The 17152-nt window shown below is 76.2% G+C and carries 11 protein-coding genes; 8 read left to right on the forward strand and 3 right to left on the reverse strand.

What is annotated here, in order from left to right; translation table 11 throughout:
* Nucleotides 1-15: 15 nt before the first annotated feature.
* From ACIBG6_RS34105 to ACIBG6_RS34115, 3 genes are read left to right on the forward strand one after another with little or no spacing between them, the layout of a single operon-like run.
* Entirely contained in the window at nt 16-1356 is a 1341-nt protein-coding gene (locus ACIBG6_RS34105) for a glycosyltransferase (RefSeq protein ID WP_399226572.1), read from the forward strand.
* Nucleotides 1353-2252: an SGNH/GDSL hydrolase family protein gene (locus tag ACIBG6_RS34110; RefSeq protein WP_399226573.1), complete on the forward strand. Its 900-nt coding sequence runs from the start codon at nt 1353-1355 to the stop codon at nt 2250-2252. Before ACIBG6_RS34105 ends, ACIBG6_RS34110 begins: the two co-directional genes overlap by 4 nt.
* The gene (locus ACIBG6_RS34115; protein WP_399226574.1) at nt 2249-5857 is read left to right on the forward strand and encodes a hydantoinase B/oxoprolinase family protein; all 3609 of its coding nucleotides are present in this window, start codon (nt 2249-2251) and stop codon (nt 5855-5857) included. The genes ACIBG6_RS34110 and ACIBG6_RS34115 overlap by 4 nt, the downstream gene beginning before the upstream one ends.
* A gap of 9 nt (nt 5858-5866) precedes the next feature.
* On the opposite strand, the gene ACIBG6_RS34120 is transcribed toward ACIBG6_RS34115, so the two are convergent.
* Genes ACIBG6_RS34120 through ACIBG6_RS34130 form a run of 3 tightly spaced genes read right to left on the reverse strand, consistent with a single transcriptional unit; the run spans nt 5867 to nt 8144 of the window.
* Complete coding sequence (locus ACIBG6_RS34120; protein WP_399226575.1) at nt 5867-6739, reverse strand: biotin-dependent carboxyltransferase family protein; 873 nt, start codon at nt 6737-6739, stop codon at nt 5867-5869.
* On the reverse strand, nt 6736-7383 hold the full coding sequence (locus tag ACIBG6_RS34125) for an allophanate hydrolase subunit 1 (protein ID WP_399226576.1): 648 nt from the start codon (nt 7381-7383) through the stop codon (nt 6736-6738). Before ACIBG6_RS34125 ends, ACIBG6_RS34120 begins: the two co-directional genes overlap by 4 nt.
* Nucleotides 7380-8144 carry a LamB/YcsF family protein gene (locus ACIBG6_RS34130; RefSeq protein ID WP_399226577.1) on the reverse strand — a complete coding sequence of 255 codons (765 nt, stop codon included), beginning with the start codon at nt 8142-8144 and terminating at the stop codon, nt 7380-7382. The genes ACIBG6_RS34125 and ACIBG6_RS34130 overlap by 4 nt, the downstream gene beginning before the upstream one ends.
* Nucleotides 8145-8306: 162 nt before the next feature.
* Between ACIBG6_RS34130 and ACIBG6_RS34135 the strand changes: the two genes are divergently transcribed.
* The 5 genes from ACIBG6_RS34135 (at nt 8307) to ACIBG6_RS34155 (ending at nt 17123) form a co-directional block, all read left to right on the forward strand.
* Complete coding sequence (locus ACIBG6_RS34135; RefSeq protein WP_399226578.1) at nt 8307-9011, forward strand: GntR family transcriptional regulator; 705 nt, start codon at nt 8307-8309, stop codon at nt 9009-9011.
* 106 nt (nt 9012-9117) lie between these two features.
* Complete coding sequence (locus ACIBG6_RS34140; protein ID WP_399226579.1) at nt 9118-10662, forward strand: hypothetical protein; 1545 nt, start codon at nt 9118-9120, stop codon at nt 10660-10662.
* Entirely contained in the window at nt 10659-11408 is a 750-nt protein-coding gene (locus ACIBG6_RS34145; RefSeq protein WP_399226580.1) for a hypothetical protein, read from the forward strand. Before ACIBG6_RS34140 ends, ACIBG6_RS34145 begins: the two co-directional genes overlap by 4 nt.
* The gene (locus tag ACIBG6_RS34150) at nt 11405-12316 is read left to right on the forward strand and encodes a hypothetical protein (protein ID WP_399226581.1); all 912 of its coding nucleotides are present in this window, start codon (nt 11405-11407) and stop codon (nt 12314-12316) included. Before ACIBG6_RS34145 ends, ACIBG6_RS34150 begins: the two co-directional genes overlap by 4 nt.
* A 76-nt stretch (nt 12317-12392) precedes the next feature.
* Complete coding sequence (locus tag ACIBG6_RS34155) at nt 12393-17123, forward strand: hypothetical protein (RefSeq protein WP_399226582.1); 4731 nt, start codon at nt 12393-12395, stop codon at nt 17121-17123.
* Nucleotides 17124-17152 lie beyond the last annotated feature (29 nt).

The following is a 17152-nucleotide window of genomic DNA, read 5'->3' on the forward strand; positions in this document are numbered from 1 at the left end:
CAGGGAAGTACCGGTGTGGGAAACGGCTCGGGCGGCGGTCCGGGCGGCGGTCCGGGCGGCGGGCTCCGGATCGTGCGGCTCGCCAACTTCGTGACCTCCACCTCCGGCGGTCTGCGCACCGCGCTCGACCAGCTCGGCCGCGGCTACCTCGCCGCCGGGCACGAACCCGTCCTCCTCGTCCCCGGCGACGTCGCGAGCGACCACCACACCGAGCAGGGCCGGGTCATCACCCTCCCGGGACCCGTCCTGCCCGCCACCGGCGGCTACCGGGTCCTCGCCGACCGGCGGCGGGTCGGCCGCCTCCTCGACGAGCTCGCCCCCGACCGGATCGAGGTCTCGGACCGGACGACCCTGCGGTGGACGGGGGAGTGGGCGCGCCGCGCCCGGGTGCCGTCGGTGATGGTCTCCCACGAGACGGCGGACGGGGTGCTGCGCACTTGGGGCGTTCCCCCCGCGCTCGCGGCCCGCGCGGCGGACCGGCTCAACCGCCGCACGGCCTGGGCCTTCGCCCGGATCGTCTGCACCACGGAGTGGGCGGAGCGCGAGTTCCTGCGGATCGGGGCGCGCAACGTCGTACGGGCTCCGCTCGGCGTGGACCTGGAGCGGTGCCGGCCCGGCCGCCGCAGCACCGTGCTGCGCGCCCGGTACGCGGACGGGGAACGGGTCCTCCTGGCGCTGTGCTCGCGGCTCTCCGTCGAGAAGCGGCCCGGCACGGCCCTGGACGCCCTCGCGGAGCTCCGGGGCGCCGGGGTCAGGGTGGCGCTGGTCGTCGCGGGCGACGGGCCCCTGCGGGGTGCCCTGGAGCGGCGGGCACGCGAGCGACGCCTCCCGGTGCGGTTCCTCGGGCACGTCGCCGACCGGGAGGCCCTCGCGGATCTCCAGGCAGCGGCGGACGTGTGTCTTGCCCCGGGGCCCGCGGAGACGTTCGGCCTCTCCGCCCTGGAGGCCCTCGCCTGCGGGACGCCGGTCGTCGTCAGCGCCTCCTCCGCCCTCCCGGAGGTCGTCGGGGCCGCGGGGGCCGTGGCCGCCGACACCCCGCAGGCCTTCGCGGAGGCGGTACGGGGGGTGCTGGCCGTTCCCGAGGCCGCCCGCCGCGCGGCCGCACGCGCGCGTGCGGAGCGATTCACCTGGGACCGGTCGGTGGTCGCGTTCCTCCAGGCCCACGACGCGCTGCCGGCGCCCGTACCGTCTCCCGTCCCGGCGCCCGTACCGTCTCCCGTCCGGGCGCCCGTACCGTCTCCCGTCCCCTCGCCCGTACCGTCTCCCATCCCGCCGCCCCTACCGTCCGCCGTCTCCTGGGCCTCGCTGCCGCCGCCGCAGGCCGCCCTGTCCCGTACCGAAGAGGCACGCCGATGACCGTCGAGTCGTCCCTCGGGACCCGGACGGCGGTGCCTCCCGGGTCCGGAACCCCGGACGGCCCCCTCCGTTTCGCCGTGCTCGGCGACTCGTTCAGCGAGGGCCTCGGCGACCGGGTGGACGGGGCCTGGCGGGGGTGGGCACCCCTGCTCGCCGACGGGCTCGCGGCCGAGGGACGGAAGACGGTGCTCCTGAACCTCGCCGTCGGCGGCGCCCTCAGCGGGGACGTCGACGAGGACCAGCGGCCCCGGGCCCTCGCCTTCCGGCCGCACCTCGCCTCCGTGGTCGTCGGGGTCAACGACACCCTGCGCCGCACCTTCGACATCGGCCTCCTCGCCCACCGCCTCGACCGCGTCCTCGCGGACCTCGACGCGGCCGGGGCCGTCGTGCTGACCGCGTGCCTGCCCGACCCCGGGCGGATGCTCGGGCTGCCGCCGCCGCTGGCCCGCCCGCTGGCCCGGCGCCAGCGCACGGTCAACGCGGTGGTGCACGCCCTGTCCGACCGGTACGGCACGGTCCACCTGCACCTCGCCGACGCCACCTGGACCGAGGACCGTGCCCTCTGGAGCGCCGACCGGCTCCACCCGGGCGAACGCGGCCACCGGGCCGTCGCCGCGGGCTTCCACCGGCTCCTCGCCGCCCGGGGGCTCGCCCACGGCGCACCGCCCGCGCGGGAGCCCGCGGAACCGCCGCCGACGCGGGCGGAGGCCCTGCTCTGGCTCGCCACCGCCGGAACCGGCTGGGTGCTGCGGCGCGGCCGCGACCTGCTCCCGCAGCTGCTCCTGCTCGCCGGCGCCGAACTCCGCCACTGGGCCGACGGCACCGGCACCGAACCCCTGGACGCGCGCGCGGACGCCGCCCTCGCCGCCGCGCTCGCGGCCACAATGGGGAGATGAACGGGCGCTGGGAGTTCTGGATCGACCGGGGCGGCACCTTCACCGACGTCGTCGGACGGCGGCCCGACGGGCGGCTCGTCACCCGCAAACTGCTCTCGCACGACCCCACGCGCGACCAGGACGCCGCCGTCGCCGGGATCCGCGCGCTCCTCGGCCTCGGCCCCGGCGAACCCGTTCCCGCCGACCGGATCGCCGTCGTCAAGATGGGCACCACCGTCGCCACCAACGCCCTCCTGGAGCGCCGCGGCGAACCGACCCTCCTCCTCATCACGGAGGGCTTCCGCGACGCCCTCCGCATCGCCTACCAGAACAGGCCCCGGCTCTTCGACCGGCACATCGTGCTGCCCGAGGCGGTGTACGCGCGCGTGGCCGAGGTCCCGGAGCGGGTCGACGCCCACGGCCACGTCGTCCTCCCCCTGGACGAGGCCGCCGTCGCCGAGGCGCTCGCCGCCGCCCACCAGGACGGGTTCCGCTCCGTCGCCGTCGTCCTGCTGCACGGCTACCGCCACCCCGCCCACGAGACCCGGATCGCCGAGGCCGCCAAGGCCGCCGGCTTCACCCAGATCAGCTGCTCCCACGAGGTCAGCCCGCTGATCAAGCTGATCCCCCGCGGCGACACCACCGTCGTCGACGCCTACCTCTCGCCGATCCTGCGCCGGTACGTCGACGAGGTCGCCCGCGAACTCGCCGGAATCCGCCTCATGTTCATGCAGTCCAACGGCGGACTGCGCGAGGCCGCCCACTTCCGCGGCAAGGACGCCGTCCTGTCGGGACCGGCCGGCGGCGTCGTCGGCATGGTCCGCACCTCGGCACAGGCGGGACACGACCGGGTCATCGGCTTCGACATGGGCGGCACGTCCACGGACGTGTCGCACTACGCGGGCGCCTTCGAGCGTGAACTCGGTACACAGGTCGCCGGGGTGCGGATGAGGGCCCCCATGATGAGCATCCACACCGTCGCGGCGGGCGGCGGCTCCGTCCTCCACTACGACGGCCGCCGCTACCGCGTGGGCCCCGACTCGGCGGGCGCCGTCCCCGGCCCCGCCTGCTACCGCCGCGGCGGCCCGCTCACCGTCACCGACGCCAACGTCATGCTCGGTCGCGTCCAGCCCGCCCACTTCCCCGCCGTGTTCGGCGAGACCGGCGACCGGCCCCTGGACGCCGAGGTCGTACGCGAGCGGTTCACGGCCCTCGCCGCGGAGACCGGCGGCGGCCGGACCCCGGAGGAGGTCGCCGCGGGCTTCCTGGAGATCGCCGTCCTCAACATGGCCAACGCCGTCGAGAAGATCTCCGTCCAGCGAGGCCACGACGTCACCCGGTACGCCCTCACCAGCTTCGGCGGCGCCGGCGGCCAGCACGCCTGCGCCGTCGCCGACGCCCTGGGCATCGACACCGTCCTCGTACCGCCACTGGCCGGCGTGCTCTCCGCTTACGGCATCGGGCTCGCCGACGCCACCGCCATGCGGGAGCGGTCCGTCGAGGCCGAGCTCGACGCCGCCGGCACCCACGCGCGCGTGACGGCCCTCTGCGCCGAACTCGCCGAGCGGACCCGCGAGGAGCTGCGCGCCGACGGCCTGCCGGACGCGGCGGTCACCACCCACGCGCGCGTGCTCCTGAGGTACGCGGGGACGGACGCGAGCCTCCCCGTCGACCTCGCCCCCGCCGCATCGATGAAAACCGCGTTCACAGCCCTCCACCGGACGCGGTACGCGTTCACCATGGACAAGCCGCTCGTCGTCGAGGCGGTCTCCGTGGAGGCCGTCGGCAGCGCAGGACCGCACGGCCCCGTCCTCGTCGACACCGGCGAGCGGACGGGCCCCCTCACCCCCCGGGCCACCGTCCGGATGCACAGCGGCGGCACCCCCCACGACACCCCCCTCCACCGGCGCGAGGACCTCCGCCCCGGCGACACCGTCGACGGCCCCGCGCTCCTCGCCGAGGCCGACGCCACGACCGTCGTCGACACCGGCTGGCGGGCCACCGCGACCGACGGCGGACACCTCCTCCTGCACCGCGTCACACCGCGCCCCGCGCGCGTGGCCGCGGGGACGGACGTGGACCCGGTCCTCCTGGAGGTCTTCAACAGCCTCTTCATGGCCATTGCCGAGCAGATGGGCGTGCGCCTGGAGAACACCGCCCACTCGGTCAACATCAAGGAACGCCTCGACTTCTCCTGCGCCCTCTTCGACGCCGAGGGCAACCTCATCGCCAACGCGCCCCACATCCCCGTCCACCTCGGCTCCATGGGCGAGTCCATCAAGGAGGTCCTGCGGCGGCGCGCGGACGACCTGCGGCCCGGCGACGTGTACGCCATCAACGACCCGTACCACGGCGGCACGCACCTGCCCGACGTGACCGTCGTGACCCCGGTGTTCGACGAGGCGGGCGATGCCGGAGGGGCACTCCGCTTCCTGGTCGCCTCGCGCGGCCACCATGCCGAGATCGGCGGCATCACCCCCGGCTCCATGCCCGCCTTCAGCCGCACCGTCGAGGAGGAGGGCGTCCTCTTCGACAACTGGCTGCTCGTCCGCGACGGCCGGCTCCGCGAGGCCGAGACCCGGGCCCTGCTCACCGGCGCCCGCCACCCCTCCCGCGACCCGGACACCAACCTCGCCGACCTGCGCGCCCAGATCGCCGCCAACGAGAAGGGCATCGAGGAACTGCGCAGGACGGTCGACGAGTTCGGTCTCGACGTCGTCCAGGCGTACATGCGGCACGTCCGCGCCAACGCCGAGGAGTCCGTCCGCCGCATCGTCGCGCGCCTCCACGACGGCGCGTACCGCTACGAGACGGACGGCGGCGCGGTCATCCGGGTCGCGGTCCGCGTCGACCGCGAACGGCGCTCCGCCGTCGTCGACTTCACCGGCACGTCGCCCCAGCTGCCCGGCAACGCCAACGCGCCCACCTCCGTCGTCATGGCCGCCGTCCTGTACGTCTTCCGCACCCTCGTCGACGAGGACATCCCGCTCAACAGCGGCTGCCTGGAACCCCTGGAGGTCCGCGTCCCCGCCGGCTCGATGCTCGCGCCCGTCCACCCCGCCGCCACCGTCGCCGGGAACGTCGAGACCTCCCAGGCCGTCACGGGCGCGCTGTACGCGGCCCTCGGCGTCCAGGCCGAGGGCTCCGGCACCATGAACAACCTCACCTTCGGCAACGCGCGCGTGCAGTACTACGAGACGGTCGCCAGCGGCTCCGGCGCGGGCGACGGCTTCGACGGCGCCGACGCGGTCCAGACCCACATGACCAACTCCCGGCTCACCGACCCCGAGGTCCTGGAATGGCGCCACCCGGTCCGGGTCGACTCCTTCGCGGTACGGGAGGACGGCGGCGGGCGCGGCCGGTGGCACGGCGGCCACGGCGTGGAGCGCCGCATCCGCTTCCTGGAGCCGATGACGGTGGCCCTCCTCACCGGACACCGCAGGGTCCCGCCGTACGGCATGGCCGGCGGCGAGCCGGGCGCCCTCGGCGAGAACCTCATGGAACGCGCAGACGGCACCGTCGAGCACCTCGACGGCGCCGCGACGACCGAGACGGGCCCCGACGACGTCCTGGTCCTGCGCACCCCCGGCGGCGGTGGCTACGGTCCGCCGCCCGCCTCCCCCTGAGGGACCCGCTCAGCGCACCGGCACGAACCGCACCGGCGTTCCCGGCACCGCCTGCGCCGCCGCGCCCAGATCGGCCTCCCGGACCACCGCGACCACCGGGTAGCCCCCGGTCGTGGGATGGTCCGCGAGGAAGACCACCGGGCGCCCGTCCGGCGGCACCTGCACCGCGCCGAGGACCATGCCCTCGCTCGCCAGCTCTCCCGGCAGGGCCCGGTCGAGCGCCGGTCCCTCGAGCCGCAGCCCTATCCGGTTGCTCGCCGACGACACCCGGTACGCGCGCGTGGCGAAGGTACGCAGGGCGGCGGCGGTGAACCAGTCGTCGCGGGGGCCCGGCCGGACCCGCAGGACGAGTTCGTCCGGCGGGCCCGGCCAGGGAGGAGCGTCGACCGACGCCCGTACGGGCGTGTCCGCTCCCAGCGGCAGCACCGCCCCCTCCGCCAGCGGCGCCGGGCCGAGCCCGGACAGCAGGTCGGTGGAGCGGCTGCCGAGCACCGGCTCGACGGCGATCCCGCCGCCGAAGGCCACGTACGAGCGCAGCCCGCGGACGGCCGCGCCGATCTCCAGGAGGGACCCGGCGGGCACACGGATCGCCGTCCCCCAGGCGGCCGGACGCCCGTCCACCCGGACCGGGCACGGCGCACCGCCCACCGCGGTGGTGACGGCGCACCGGGGCCGCAGCGCGCACCCGTCGACGGTGGTCTCCAGGACCGCAGCCCCCTCCGAGGCGCCGACATTGCCGGCGAGCCGGTTGAGGAGCCGCACGGCTCCCGGGTCGAGGGCGCCCGAGCGGGGCACGCCGAGATGCGCGTACCCCGTGCGCCCCAGGTCCTGCACGGTGGTCAGCGCCCCGGACCGGACCACGGCGACGGCACGGTCGGTCACCGCCGCCCGCCTTTTGCCGTTTGTGCCGTGGAATCCGTGAACCGGACCCGGGTGCCCGGCGCGAGCAGCGCGGCGGGCTCCCGTCCGGCGTCCCAGAGCACCACGTCCGTGGTGCCGATCAGCTGCCAGCCGCCGGGGGAGGAGCGCGGGTACACGCCCGTGTAGGGCCCGGCGAGCGCGACCGACCCGGCCGGGACGGCGGTGCGCGGTGTGGCCCGCCGGGGCACCTCGTACCGCTCGCCGAGACCGGTCAGATAGCCGAAGCCCGGCGCGAACCCGCAGAAGGCGACCCGGAACCCGGTCGCCGTGTGGACGCGTACCGCCTCCTCGACGGACACCCCCCACAGCGCGGCGACCTCCGCCAGATCGGGCCCGTCGTAGCGGACCGGCACCTCCACCACCGCGCCCACGCGCGCGTGCAGCGGCCCGACCTCCCAGCGCTCCACCTCGGCCGCGAGCCGGGCGGGGTCCGCCACCCCGTCCAGCAGCACCGTCCGCGCCGCCGGCACGATCTCCCGTACGGCGGGGAGCACCCCCGCCGCCCGCCGGCGCAGCAGCTCGGCGTGGAAGGCCTCCGTCTCCGTGCCGTCGGCCAGTTCCACCAGGAGGGCCCGTTCGCCCACGCGCAGCGTCCGCACGCTCATGCGAAGGCCTCCACCCGGAGCCCGGAGGTCTCCAGGCCTTCCCGGACCCGGCGGGCCAGCTCCACCGCGCCGGGGGTGTCCCCGTGCAGGCACAGCGACCGGGCCCGCACGGCGACGGAGCTCCCGCAGTGCGCCGTCACGATCCCGAACCGGGCCATGGCCACCGAGCGCTCCACGACCTGGGCGGGATCGCTGACGACGGCCCCCTCCTGCCCCCGTGGCACCAGGGAGCCGTCGGCCCGGTAGGCGCGGTCGCCGAAGGCCTCGGGGACGACCGGAAGTCCGGCCTCCGACGCGGCCTCGTGCAGCCGGGACCCCGGGAGCCCCAGGACGGGCAGCGTCCGGTCGGCGAGCAGGACGCCCTCGACGACCGCCGCGGCCTGCTCCTCGTCCCGGACCACCCGGTTGTAGAGCGCGCCGTGCGGCTTCACGTACGCGACGCGCGAGCCCGCCGCCCGGGCGAAGACCTCCAGGGCGCCGATCTGGTACGCCACTTCGGCGGCCAGCTCCTCCGCCGGGACGTCCATCGAGCGCCGCCCGAAGCCGGCCAGGTCCCGGTAGGACACCTGGGCCCCGATCCGTACGCCCCGTTCGACCGCGAGCTCGCAGACGCGCCGCATGGTGGCCGCGTCCCCGGCGTGGAAGCCACAGGCCACGTTGGCGCTGGTGACGACGGAGAGCAGTCGCTCGTCGTCGGTCAGCGTCCAGCGGCCGAAGCCCTCTCCGAGGTCGGCGTTGAGGTCGATCGAGGCCGAGGTCATGCGGTGCTTCCTTTCCCACCTGGTCGTGCGGTGGTGCGGTGCTGCTCGGTGTGGCGCCGGGCCAAGGTAGGGGATTGTTCAACGATCCGACAAGAGGAATGTTGTCGGATCCCTGCTCTCTGCGGTTGACTCGGCCGCGGACGACCGAACGGGAGAGGCGCTGTGGACGTGAGTGAGACCGGAGGTCTGGCGGACGACCGCGCGCTGCTCGGGCGTACGAGCACGGCGGAGCGGGTCGCGGACATCCTGCGGACCCGGATCGCCGAGGGCTACTTCCCGCCCGGCGTCCGGCTCTCCGAGGAGAGCATCGGCGGCGCCCTCGGTGTGTCCCGCAACACACTCCGCGAGGCCTTCCGGCTGCTCACCCACGAGCGCCTGCTCGTCCACGAGCTCAACCGCGGGGTCTTCGTCCGGGTCCTCGCCGTGGGTGACGTGGACGACATCTACCGCACCCGGCGGCTCGTCGAGTGCGCCGTCGTCCGAGGCCTCGGACAGCCGCCCTACGCCGTCGACGGCCTCGTCGCCGCCGTCGAGGAGGGAGAGAACGCGGCCCGCACGGACGACTGGCCGGGCGTCTCCACGGCCAACATCCACTTCCACCGCGAGCTCGTCGCCCTCGCCGGCAGCGCGCGCACCGACGAGCTGATGCGCGGCGTCCTCGCCGAACTCCGGCTCGCCTTCCACGTCGTGGACGACCCGCGCGTGCTGCACGAGCCCTATCTCCTCCGGAACCGGGAGATCCTGGACGCCCTGCGCGCCGGGGAGCGGGCCTCGGCGGAGCGGCTCCTCGCCCGCTACCTCGACGACTCCCGCGCCCGCGTCACCGCCGCCTACGCCCAGGCCGTGGACGACCCGACAGGCCCCTGACGGCCCGCCCGGCAGGCCCCCGACGGAGGGCCCGGCCGCCTCCGCGGGCCCGGTCGCATCTGCGCCGTTTCGACCGTTGTCAGTTCGAGGACCTAATCTGTCCACCGTGACTTCGCCTGCCTCGACGGACCTCGCTCCGCCCCAGCTCAGCGCGGCGCCGCGGCCCGCGCAGGGCCCGGCCGCCGACGAAGGGCTCGCGCGGCGCCTCCGCGCGCTCGCGTGCACCGCCCCGCTGCACGACCTCGACGCGCGCAAGGCGAACCTGGCCGGCGAGTACACGGTCTACGCGATGGCCGAGGTGGCCCTCTCCGCGATCGACCTCGTCACGCTCAACATGGACTTCGACACCGGCGCCGACCACGAGCAGATCGTCGCCCGGCTGCTGCCCCGCGTCGCCGCCCAGGCACCCTCCCGCCCCGCCGCCGAGCACGAGCGCGTCGCCCGCTGGGTCCTGGAGAACCTGATCAACGTCGGCAGCGTCGACCGCGGCTTCCGCGCCGTCTACGGCACCTTCGGCACCGACGGGGTCTACGTCCGCAGGGACTACGACTTCAAGCTCATCGAGGAGGTCCCGGGCTACGGGGGCGGCGTCTACCTCCGCACCACCGACGAAGCGGTCAACGTCCTCGTGGGCGCCCTCGACACCGACGTCACCAGCGCCCAGATCGCCGCCGAGGTGAAGCTGGAGGTCCTCATCAGCCGGGGCCGCCTCGCCGACGCGCAGCTCGCCGCCGAGCAGGCGCGCTACCGGACCGTGCAGTACGCGGAGAGCCTCCGCAAGACCCTGGAGGCCACCCGGCGCAACGTCCGCGCGGTGGACTGGCTCCAGGCGGTCCCGGACATGATCGACGAGGCCCTCGACCACGTGGCCGACCGCTACCGCCACGAGAACGCGATCCTCACCAACATCCGCAAGGCCCGCGACGAGGCCGAGACCGGGCTTGATCCAAAAACAGCCGAACACAAGCGCCGTGCCGCCGAGCTCGTCGACATAGTGAAGGACTGCATCCGGCGCCACACCCAGCTCCAGTCCCGCCTCCTGGAAGCCGGGCCGCTCTTCCGCGCCGAACAGGACCGGCAGGCCTTCGCCGCCCCCACCGCGTACACCGGCCTCGACCTGTACGGGCAGCTGGTCGCCCCGATCCTGCCGCTCCCCGTCGAGCAGGCCGGCAGGGTCACCGACGCCTTCTTCGCCCACGGCACCGGACTGCGCACCCCCGCGTCCGTCCGCCTCGGCGACCTCGTCGACCTGCTCCTCACCCCGCCCGTGGAGCGCGAGCACCTCGGCGCGGAGATGCCCGAGCCCGAGCTGATCGCCACCCCCGACGACTCCCGCTTCAGCGAGGAGCAGCTCGCGAGCGCGATGCGCCTGCTCGACCTGGAGCACGACGCCCCGCGCCGCCTCTCCGGTCTGCTGGCCGAGGCCCGCCTCCTCGACGACGACCTGCCCTACCTCGTCGCCCTGCTCGCCGTGCACGCCGCCAGCCCGCCGGTCGGCACGGCCTACCGACAGGGCGAGGAGCGCCTCCTCTTCGCCGTCGACGACGGCACCCCGCTGGACGACCCCGAGTTCGGCGGCGCCGACCTCATCGTCGGTACGGCCCTCCTCGACGCGGTGGGCATGGCCGCCGACCGCTCGGAGGCGACGTGACCGTCATCCCGACCGCCCCCACGGACGCCTCCGACGCGGCCACACCCGCTCCCGAGGCACACGAGGAGCCCCAGGCGCCCGCGACGGACACGTCAGGCACACGGTCCGAGCCGGGCACGCCCGAGCAGGGGCCGTCCGCGCTGCTGACGTCCACGCCTGGGATCTCCGCGCCCGAACCGTCCGCGCCGACACCTCGCCCCGCCGTCGAGCCGACGGCGATCGCGGCCCCGGCGGACGGGCCGGCCGTCGCCACCGTCGTTCCCGGCCCCAGGCCGGAGACGGCAGCACTCGGGCAGCAGCCCGAGCAGGACCCCCAGCCGGAGCCCGAGCAGGACCCCCAGCCGGAGCCCGAGCCCGAGCCCGAGCCGGAGCCCGGCCCGGTCCGTACGGCAGCCGACCGGGCCGGTGCCGAGGCCGGCCCTCGGGTGCGGGCCGTGCGCGTGGACCGGCCCGCCGTTGCGCGTGGCCAGGCCGATGCAGAGCACAAGAACGAGCCCGGCACGAAGCCGCGGCTCGGAGCCGTACCGGCGCCGGAGCCGTCCCGCGCCGACGCCGCGTCCCGGCGCAGGAGCGTCCCGACCGTGCGCGCCGTGCGGCTCACGGCCGAACCTGCCGCGCCCTCCCGCCGCCCCGCGCCCGCGCCGGCGGCCGTCACCCCCGTACCGCTGCCCCTGCCCGTGCCCCCGCCCCGACCCGTCCCCGACGACGTACCGCCCGAGAGCCGCACCGAGGAGCCCCAGCCGTGAGCGAAACCCACGCCGAGTACGCCGACGCGTGGAGCGAGCAGGAGCCCCCGCACGCCCCGGCGGTCCCCGCGCCCTCCTCGCCGTCCGCCGTCACCCCCGCCGACGCGGCCGACGCGGCCCGGCTCGTCTCCTTCGGGCTCCAGCCCAAGCTGCTCCCGGCCCGGGACGCCGAGTACACCGAACTGCTCCGCCGCTACCGCGAGGACCCCGCCTTCGCGCGCCTCGCCGACGCCGTCGCCACCGGCCTCGGCCTCGTCGTCCTGGAGGTCTCCCCGCGCGCCGGGATGGCCGTCACCGCCGGCGAGGACTCCGTCTTCGCCGTCCGCATGGGCGACTACGCCCGCCGCGCCTCGCCGGACTCGGCCGACCGGTTCCTCCACGGCCTTGCCCACCTCGCCGTCGCCGCCATGGCCTTCCCCCGCCCCGAGGACCTCGCCGACGACGGGTACATCGGCCGCCTCACCGTCAACGGCGTCGACGCCTTCGTACGCCAGGCCTGTCTGCGGCTGGAGCAGCGGGCCGAGGAGCTGGGCGAGAACACCGACCCGGCCTCCGACGCCCCCGGCCTGGAGGCCGGCTGGCGGATCTACGCCCGCCGCAGCGCCACCGGGGCCACCAAGGATGCCCGCCGTCTCGCCGGATCCACCACCGGCATCGTCGGCAAGGCCGCGGCCTTCCTCACCGACTCCGGCTTCCTCCAGCGCACCGGCGACGAGGGGGGCGGCTCCTACCGCACGACCGCGCGCTACCAGCTCCAGGTCCGCGACATGGCCGGCTCCGCCGCCATGGCCGAGCTCCTCGAACTCGGTGTCGTGCCGGTCAGTGACGGCTCGGCGACCCTCGTCCCGCCGCCCGAGGGCGACGACCTGGAGCTCGCCGCCGACGCGGGCCTCCCGTTCCACGCGTAACAGCCCCGCGCAACCGCCCCGCCCCGCGCCGCGTAACCGACCTTCCTGAGCACGACGAGCACGAGAGTCCCCCGCCATGTACGAGCTGTCCCGGGTCCGCCTCTACTCCATCGGCCCCGCCGGTGCGCGCTACGCCGACACCGTCCTGGACCTGCGCGGGGTCGGCGCGCCCGTGCCCCACCCCGCCCCCACCCAGGCGGAGTTCTTCGAGGACGAGCCGGTCGGCCCGCCGCGCCGCCCCGCGCCCGCGGGCGTGCTCTTCCTGGAGAACGGCGGCGGCAAGTCCGTCCTCCTCAAGCTGATCTTCTCGGTCATGCTCCCCGGCCACCGCAACACCCTCGGCGGCGCCAGCTCGGGCGTCCTGCGCAAGTTCCTCCTCGCCGACGACTGCGGACACGTCGCCCTGGAGTGGCAGCACACCCTCACGGGCGAACTCGTCGTCGTCGGCAAGGCCAGCGAGTGGCGCGGCCGTCAGGTCTCCAACGACCCGCGGAAGTTCGCCGAGGCCTGGTACGCCTTCCGCCCCGGCCCCGGACTCAGCCTCGACAATCTCCCCGTCGCCGAGGCGACCTCCGTCCGCCGGCCCGTCGAGGGCGCCTCCGGAGCCACCGGCCGCCGCCGCACGATGAAGGGCTTCCGCGACGCCCTCACCGAGGCCGGCAAGGCCTACCCGCACCTGGAGGTCGTCTGGGAGGAGATCCACGACCGCTGGAACGAGCACCTCGGCGAGCTCGGACTCGACCCCGAACTCTTCCGCTACCAGCGCGAGATGAACGCCGACGAGGGCGAGGCCGCCGGCCTCTTCGCGGTCAAGAAGGACTCCGACTTCACCGACCTCCTGCTGCGCGCCGTCACCGACACCCGGGACACCGACGGCCTCGCCGACCTCGTCAGCGGCTTCGGCAACAAGCTCGGCCGCCGCGCCGAACTGACCGCCGAGCGCGAGTTCACGGCCGGCTCCGTCGACCTCCTCGGCCGCATCGTCGAGGCCGCCGCCACCCGCGCCCACGCCCGGGACGTCCACACGGCGGCCGAGCGGCGCACCCGTACCCTCGCCCGCCGGCTCTCCGCCCGCGCCGACGAGGAGCGCGGCCGCGCCGCCGAACTCGCCCAGCGGGTCACCTCGGCCGCCCACGCCGTCGCCGAGGCCGAGACCGCCCGCGGCCGCAGCGCCCTCATCTCCGCCGAACTCGCCTACCGGCACGCCTCCCTGGCCCTGACCGTCGCCGAGAAGGGCGCCGCCTCCCAGCGCCGCGAGCTCACCGACGCCCGCACCATGCACGCCGCCTGGCAGGCGGCCGAGGTCGTCCTCCGCCACCGTGCCGCGGGCGACCGCTCCGCGCGCGTGGCCGCCGCCATCCGCGAGGCCGAGCGCGACGCGGCCCCCGCCCTCGCGGCCCGCGCGGAGGCCGCGGCCGATCTCGTACGGGCCCTCGCCGCCGCCGCCGAGGAGGGCGAGCGGCACGCCGCCGAGGAGGAGGAGCGCTCCACGGCCCTCCAGGACGCCAGCGAGACCGCCCACCGTGACGCCACGGCCGCCGCCACCGAGGCCCAGCGGGCCCGCAGCGAGGCCGGCCACCTGCGCCAGCGGCTCGCCGAGGTCGAGCAGGAGACCGCCGAGGCGGTACGGGCCGGCTGGCTCGACGACTCCGCGCCCGACGCCGACCCGGCCCGGGCCGCCCTCGCCGCGAGCGACGCGGAGAAGACCGCGGTCGCCGTCTGGGACACGGCCCGCGAGGCCGCCCGTACCGCCGCCGACCGCGCCCGCGAGGCCGCCGCCGCCGAGTCCCGCGCCGAACTCGCCGCCGCCCGCGCCGCGGACGCCGCCGAGGCCGCGGGGAACGCCTACGACGCGGAGCGCCGCGCCGCCGAGTCCCTCGCCTCCGAGGAACGGCTCGCCGAGCTGCTGAGCCTCCCGGCCGGCGGCTCGCCCCTCCCGGGCCAGCGCGCGGGCGCCACCCGTGCGCCCGAGGACCCCGCGCCGCACGACGACGTCGCGGACGCGACCGCCGAGGGCGGCACCGTCCCCGGCGCCGCGTTCGGCCTCCCCGCCGGGACCGGCCCCCAGGGGCCGCTGACCGTCACCGAGTTCGACCGGTACGCCGACGAACTGCGCGGCATGCTCGACCAGGCCGTCACCTCGGCCGAGCGGCAGCTCTTCGAGCTCCGCACCGCCGCGGCCGACGACTCCCGCATCCTCGGCGCCCTCGGCGACGGCGGCCTGCTGCCGCCCGGCCCCGACGTCCTCGCCACCGTCGAGTACCTCGGCGAGCAGGGCATCCCCGCGCTCCCCGGCTGGCGCTACCTCGCCCAGGCCGTGGACCCCGCCGACCACGCCCGCGTCCTCGCCGCCCGCCCCGAGCTCGTCGACGGCGTCGTGATCACCGACCCCGTCTCGTACGGCCGCGCCCGCGAGGTCCTCGGTACGGCGGCCCTGCTGCCCCGCTCCACCGTGGCCGTCGGCACCGCCGCCGCCCTCCTCGCCCCCGTACCGACGCAGGACACGGGCGAGGACAGCGGCGTCTTTCTGGTCCCGCCGAACCCCGCCATGCACGACGAGCAGGCCGCCGACGAGGAGCGGCACGCCCTGCGCGCCCGCGCGACCGCCCGCGACGAGGAGATCCGTACCCTCGCCGCCCGCCTCGCCGGCGACCGCGCCCTCGCCTCCCGGATCGGCGCCTGGCGCGCCGACTGCCCGCCCGGCATGCTCGCCGAGCTCGCTGCCGTCGCCTCGACCGCCCGCGAGACCGCGGAGGCCGCCGCCGCGACCCTCGCCGAGACCCGTACGGCACGCGGCGAGGCCGACGAGGGCGCCGCCGAGGCGACGCACCTCCGGGACGAGCGGCAGGAGGCGGCGCAGCGCGCCCGCCGCGTCGCCGACGCCCTCGCGGGCCTCGCCTTCCGGCTGCGCGAGCGCTCCGCCTGGCAGGCCAAGCTCCGCGAACTGGCCGACGACGCCGCCGAGTCCGAGGCCCGCGCCCAGACCTGCCTGGAGCGCGCCCGCGCCGCCGACGAGGACCGCCGCGCGACCCAGCGCGCCGCCGACGACGCCCACCGCACCGCCCGCGCCCTGCGCGCCGAGCGCGCCGAGATCGCCGGCGCCCCCGACACCCTCCCCGAGGAGGACCCGGCCGCGCCCCGCACCGCGCTCCCCACCCTCCGCGAGGCCTACCGGGCCGCCTCCCAGCTGTACGAGAAGGTCGGCGTCGGCGCCGACCTGCGCGCCGAGCAGGCCCGTGCCGAGAGCGACGAGTCCGCCGCCCTCGCCGAGCTCGACCGCCTCACCAACAAGGTCCGCACCCGCGCCGAACAGCTCCTGGAGTCCACCGACGGAGCCGACGGCCCGTCCCGGCAGGCGGCCGCGGCCCGCGCCGAGTCGCTCGTCCAGATGCTGGAGACGCGCGCCACGGAGGCGAGCGAGAAGCTCGGCCGGCTCCGGGGCGAGTCCGAGCGCCTGGCCCCCGAGGACGGCGAAGCGCACACCGAGCTGCCCGAGGACCGGGTGCCCGCCGACGCCGAGCAGGCACAGACCCTGCTGCGTACCGCCACCGGCGAACTCGCCTCCCGTACCGACGCCCTGGACGCGGCGCGCGCCGCCCACGCCGGGCTGCTCCGCGACCACCGGGCCGCCGAGGACGCGGCGGGCGGCTTCGACGAGACGGCGGCCCTCCTGCGCGACCTGCTCCGCGACCACGCCGACGAGGAGCGCGACGCGTCCGAGACGTACACCGGCACCCTGGAGGAGGCCCGCACGACGGCGGGCGAGGCGCGCCGCGCGCTGCGCGGCTGCACCGCCGAACTGTCCGGCGCCGACGCCGCCGTGCGCGAGGCGAGCGACATCCTCGTCCGGCACGCCAACTCCACCCGCTACGAGCAGGTCCGCACCCCGGCGCGCCAGCAGATCCGCGAACTGCCCGCGTCCGCGCTGCCCGAGCACGCCGCCAAGTGGGCCGAGGCCTTCGCGCCCCGGCTCCGGGTCCTCACGGACGAACTGGCGCAGCTGGAGCGCAACCGCGACTCGATCGTGGACCGGCTCCGCGGTCTCGTGGAGTCCTCGCTCGCCACCCTCCGCTCCGCGCAGCGGCTCTCCCGGCTGCCGGAGGGGCTCGGCGAGTGGTCGGGCCAGGAGTTCCTGCGGATCCGCTTCGAGGAGCCCGATCAGGCCACCCTCGCGGAGCGGCTCGGCGAGGTCGTCGACGAGGCGACCCGCGCCGCCGTCAAGAAGAACTCCGACCTGCGCCGCGACGGCATGTCCCTGCTGCTGCGAGGCGTCCAGGCCGCGCTCGAACCCCGGGGCATCTCCGTCGAGATCCTCAAGCCGGACGCCGTCCTGCGCGCCGAGCGGGTGCCCGTCGGGCAGATGGGCGACGTCTTCTCCGGCGGTCAGCTGCTCACCGCGGCGATCGCCCTGTACTGCACGATGGCGGCGCTCCGCTCCAACGACCGGGGCCGCGACAAGCACCGCCACGCGGGCACGCTCTTCCTGGACAACCCGATCGGCCGCGCCAACGCCACGTATCTGCTGGAGCTCCAGCGGGCCGTGTCGGACGCGCTCGGCGTCCAGCTGCTGTACACGACGGGCCTGTTCGACACGACGGCACTGGCCGAGTTCCCGCTGGTGATCCGGCTGCGGAACGACGCCGACCTGCGGGCCGGGCTCAAGTACATCAGCGTGGAGGAGCACCTGCGTCCGGGCCTGCCGCAGGTGGCCGGGGAGGGGGAGTCGATCCACGGCGAGATCACGGCGACGCGGATGTTCCGCCGCCACGCCTCGGACGACCCCACCGCACCGCCGGCCGGCGCCTGACCCACGACAGAGCGGCCCGGCCCCCGCGA

This window comes from Streptomyces sp. NPDC050842, from assembly GCF_044456565.1.
Classification (GTDB): domain Bacteria; phylum Actinomycetota; class Actinomycetes; order Streptomycetales; family Streptomycetaceae; genus Streptomyces.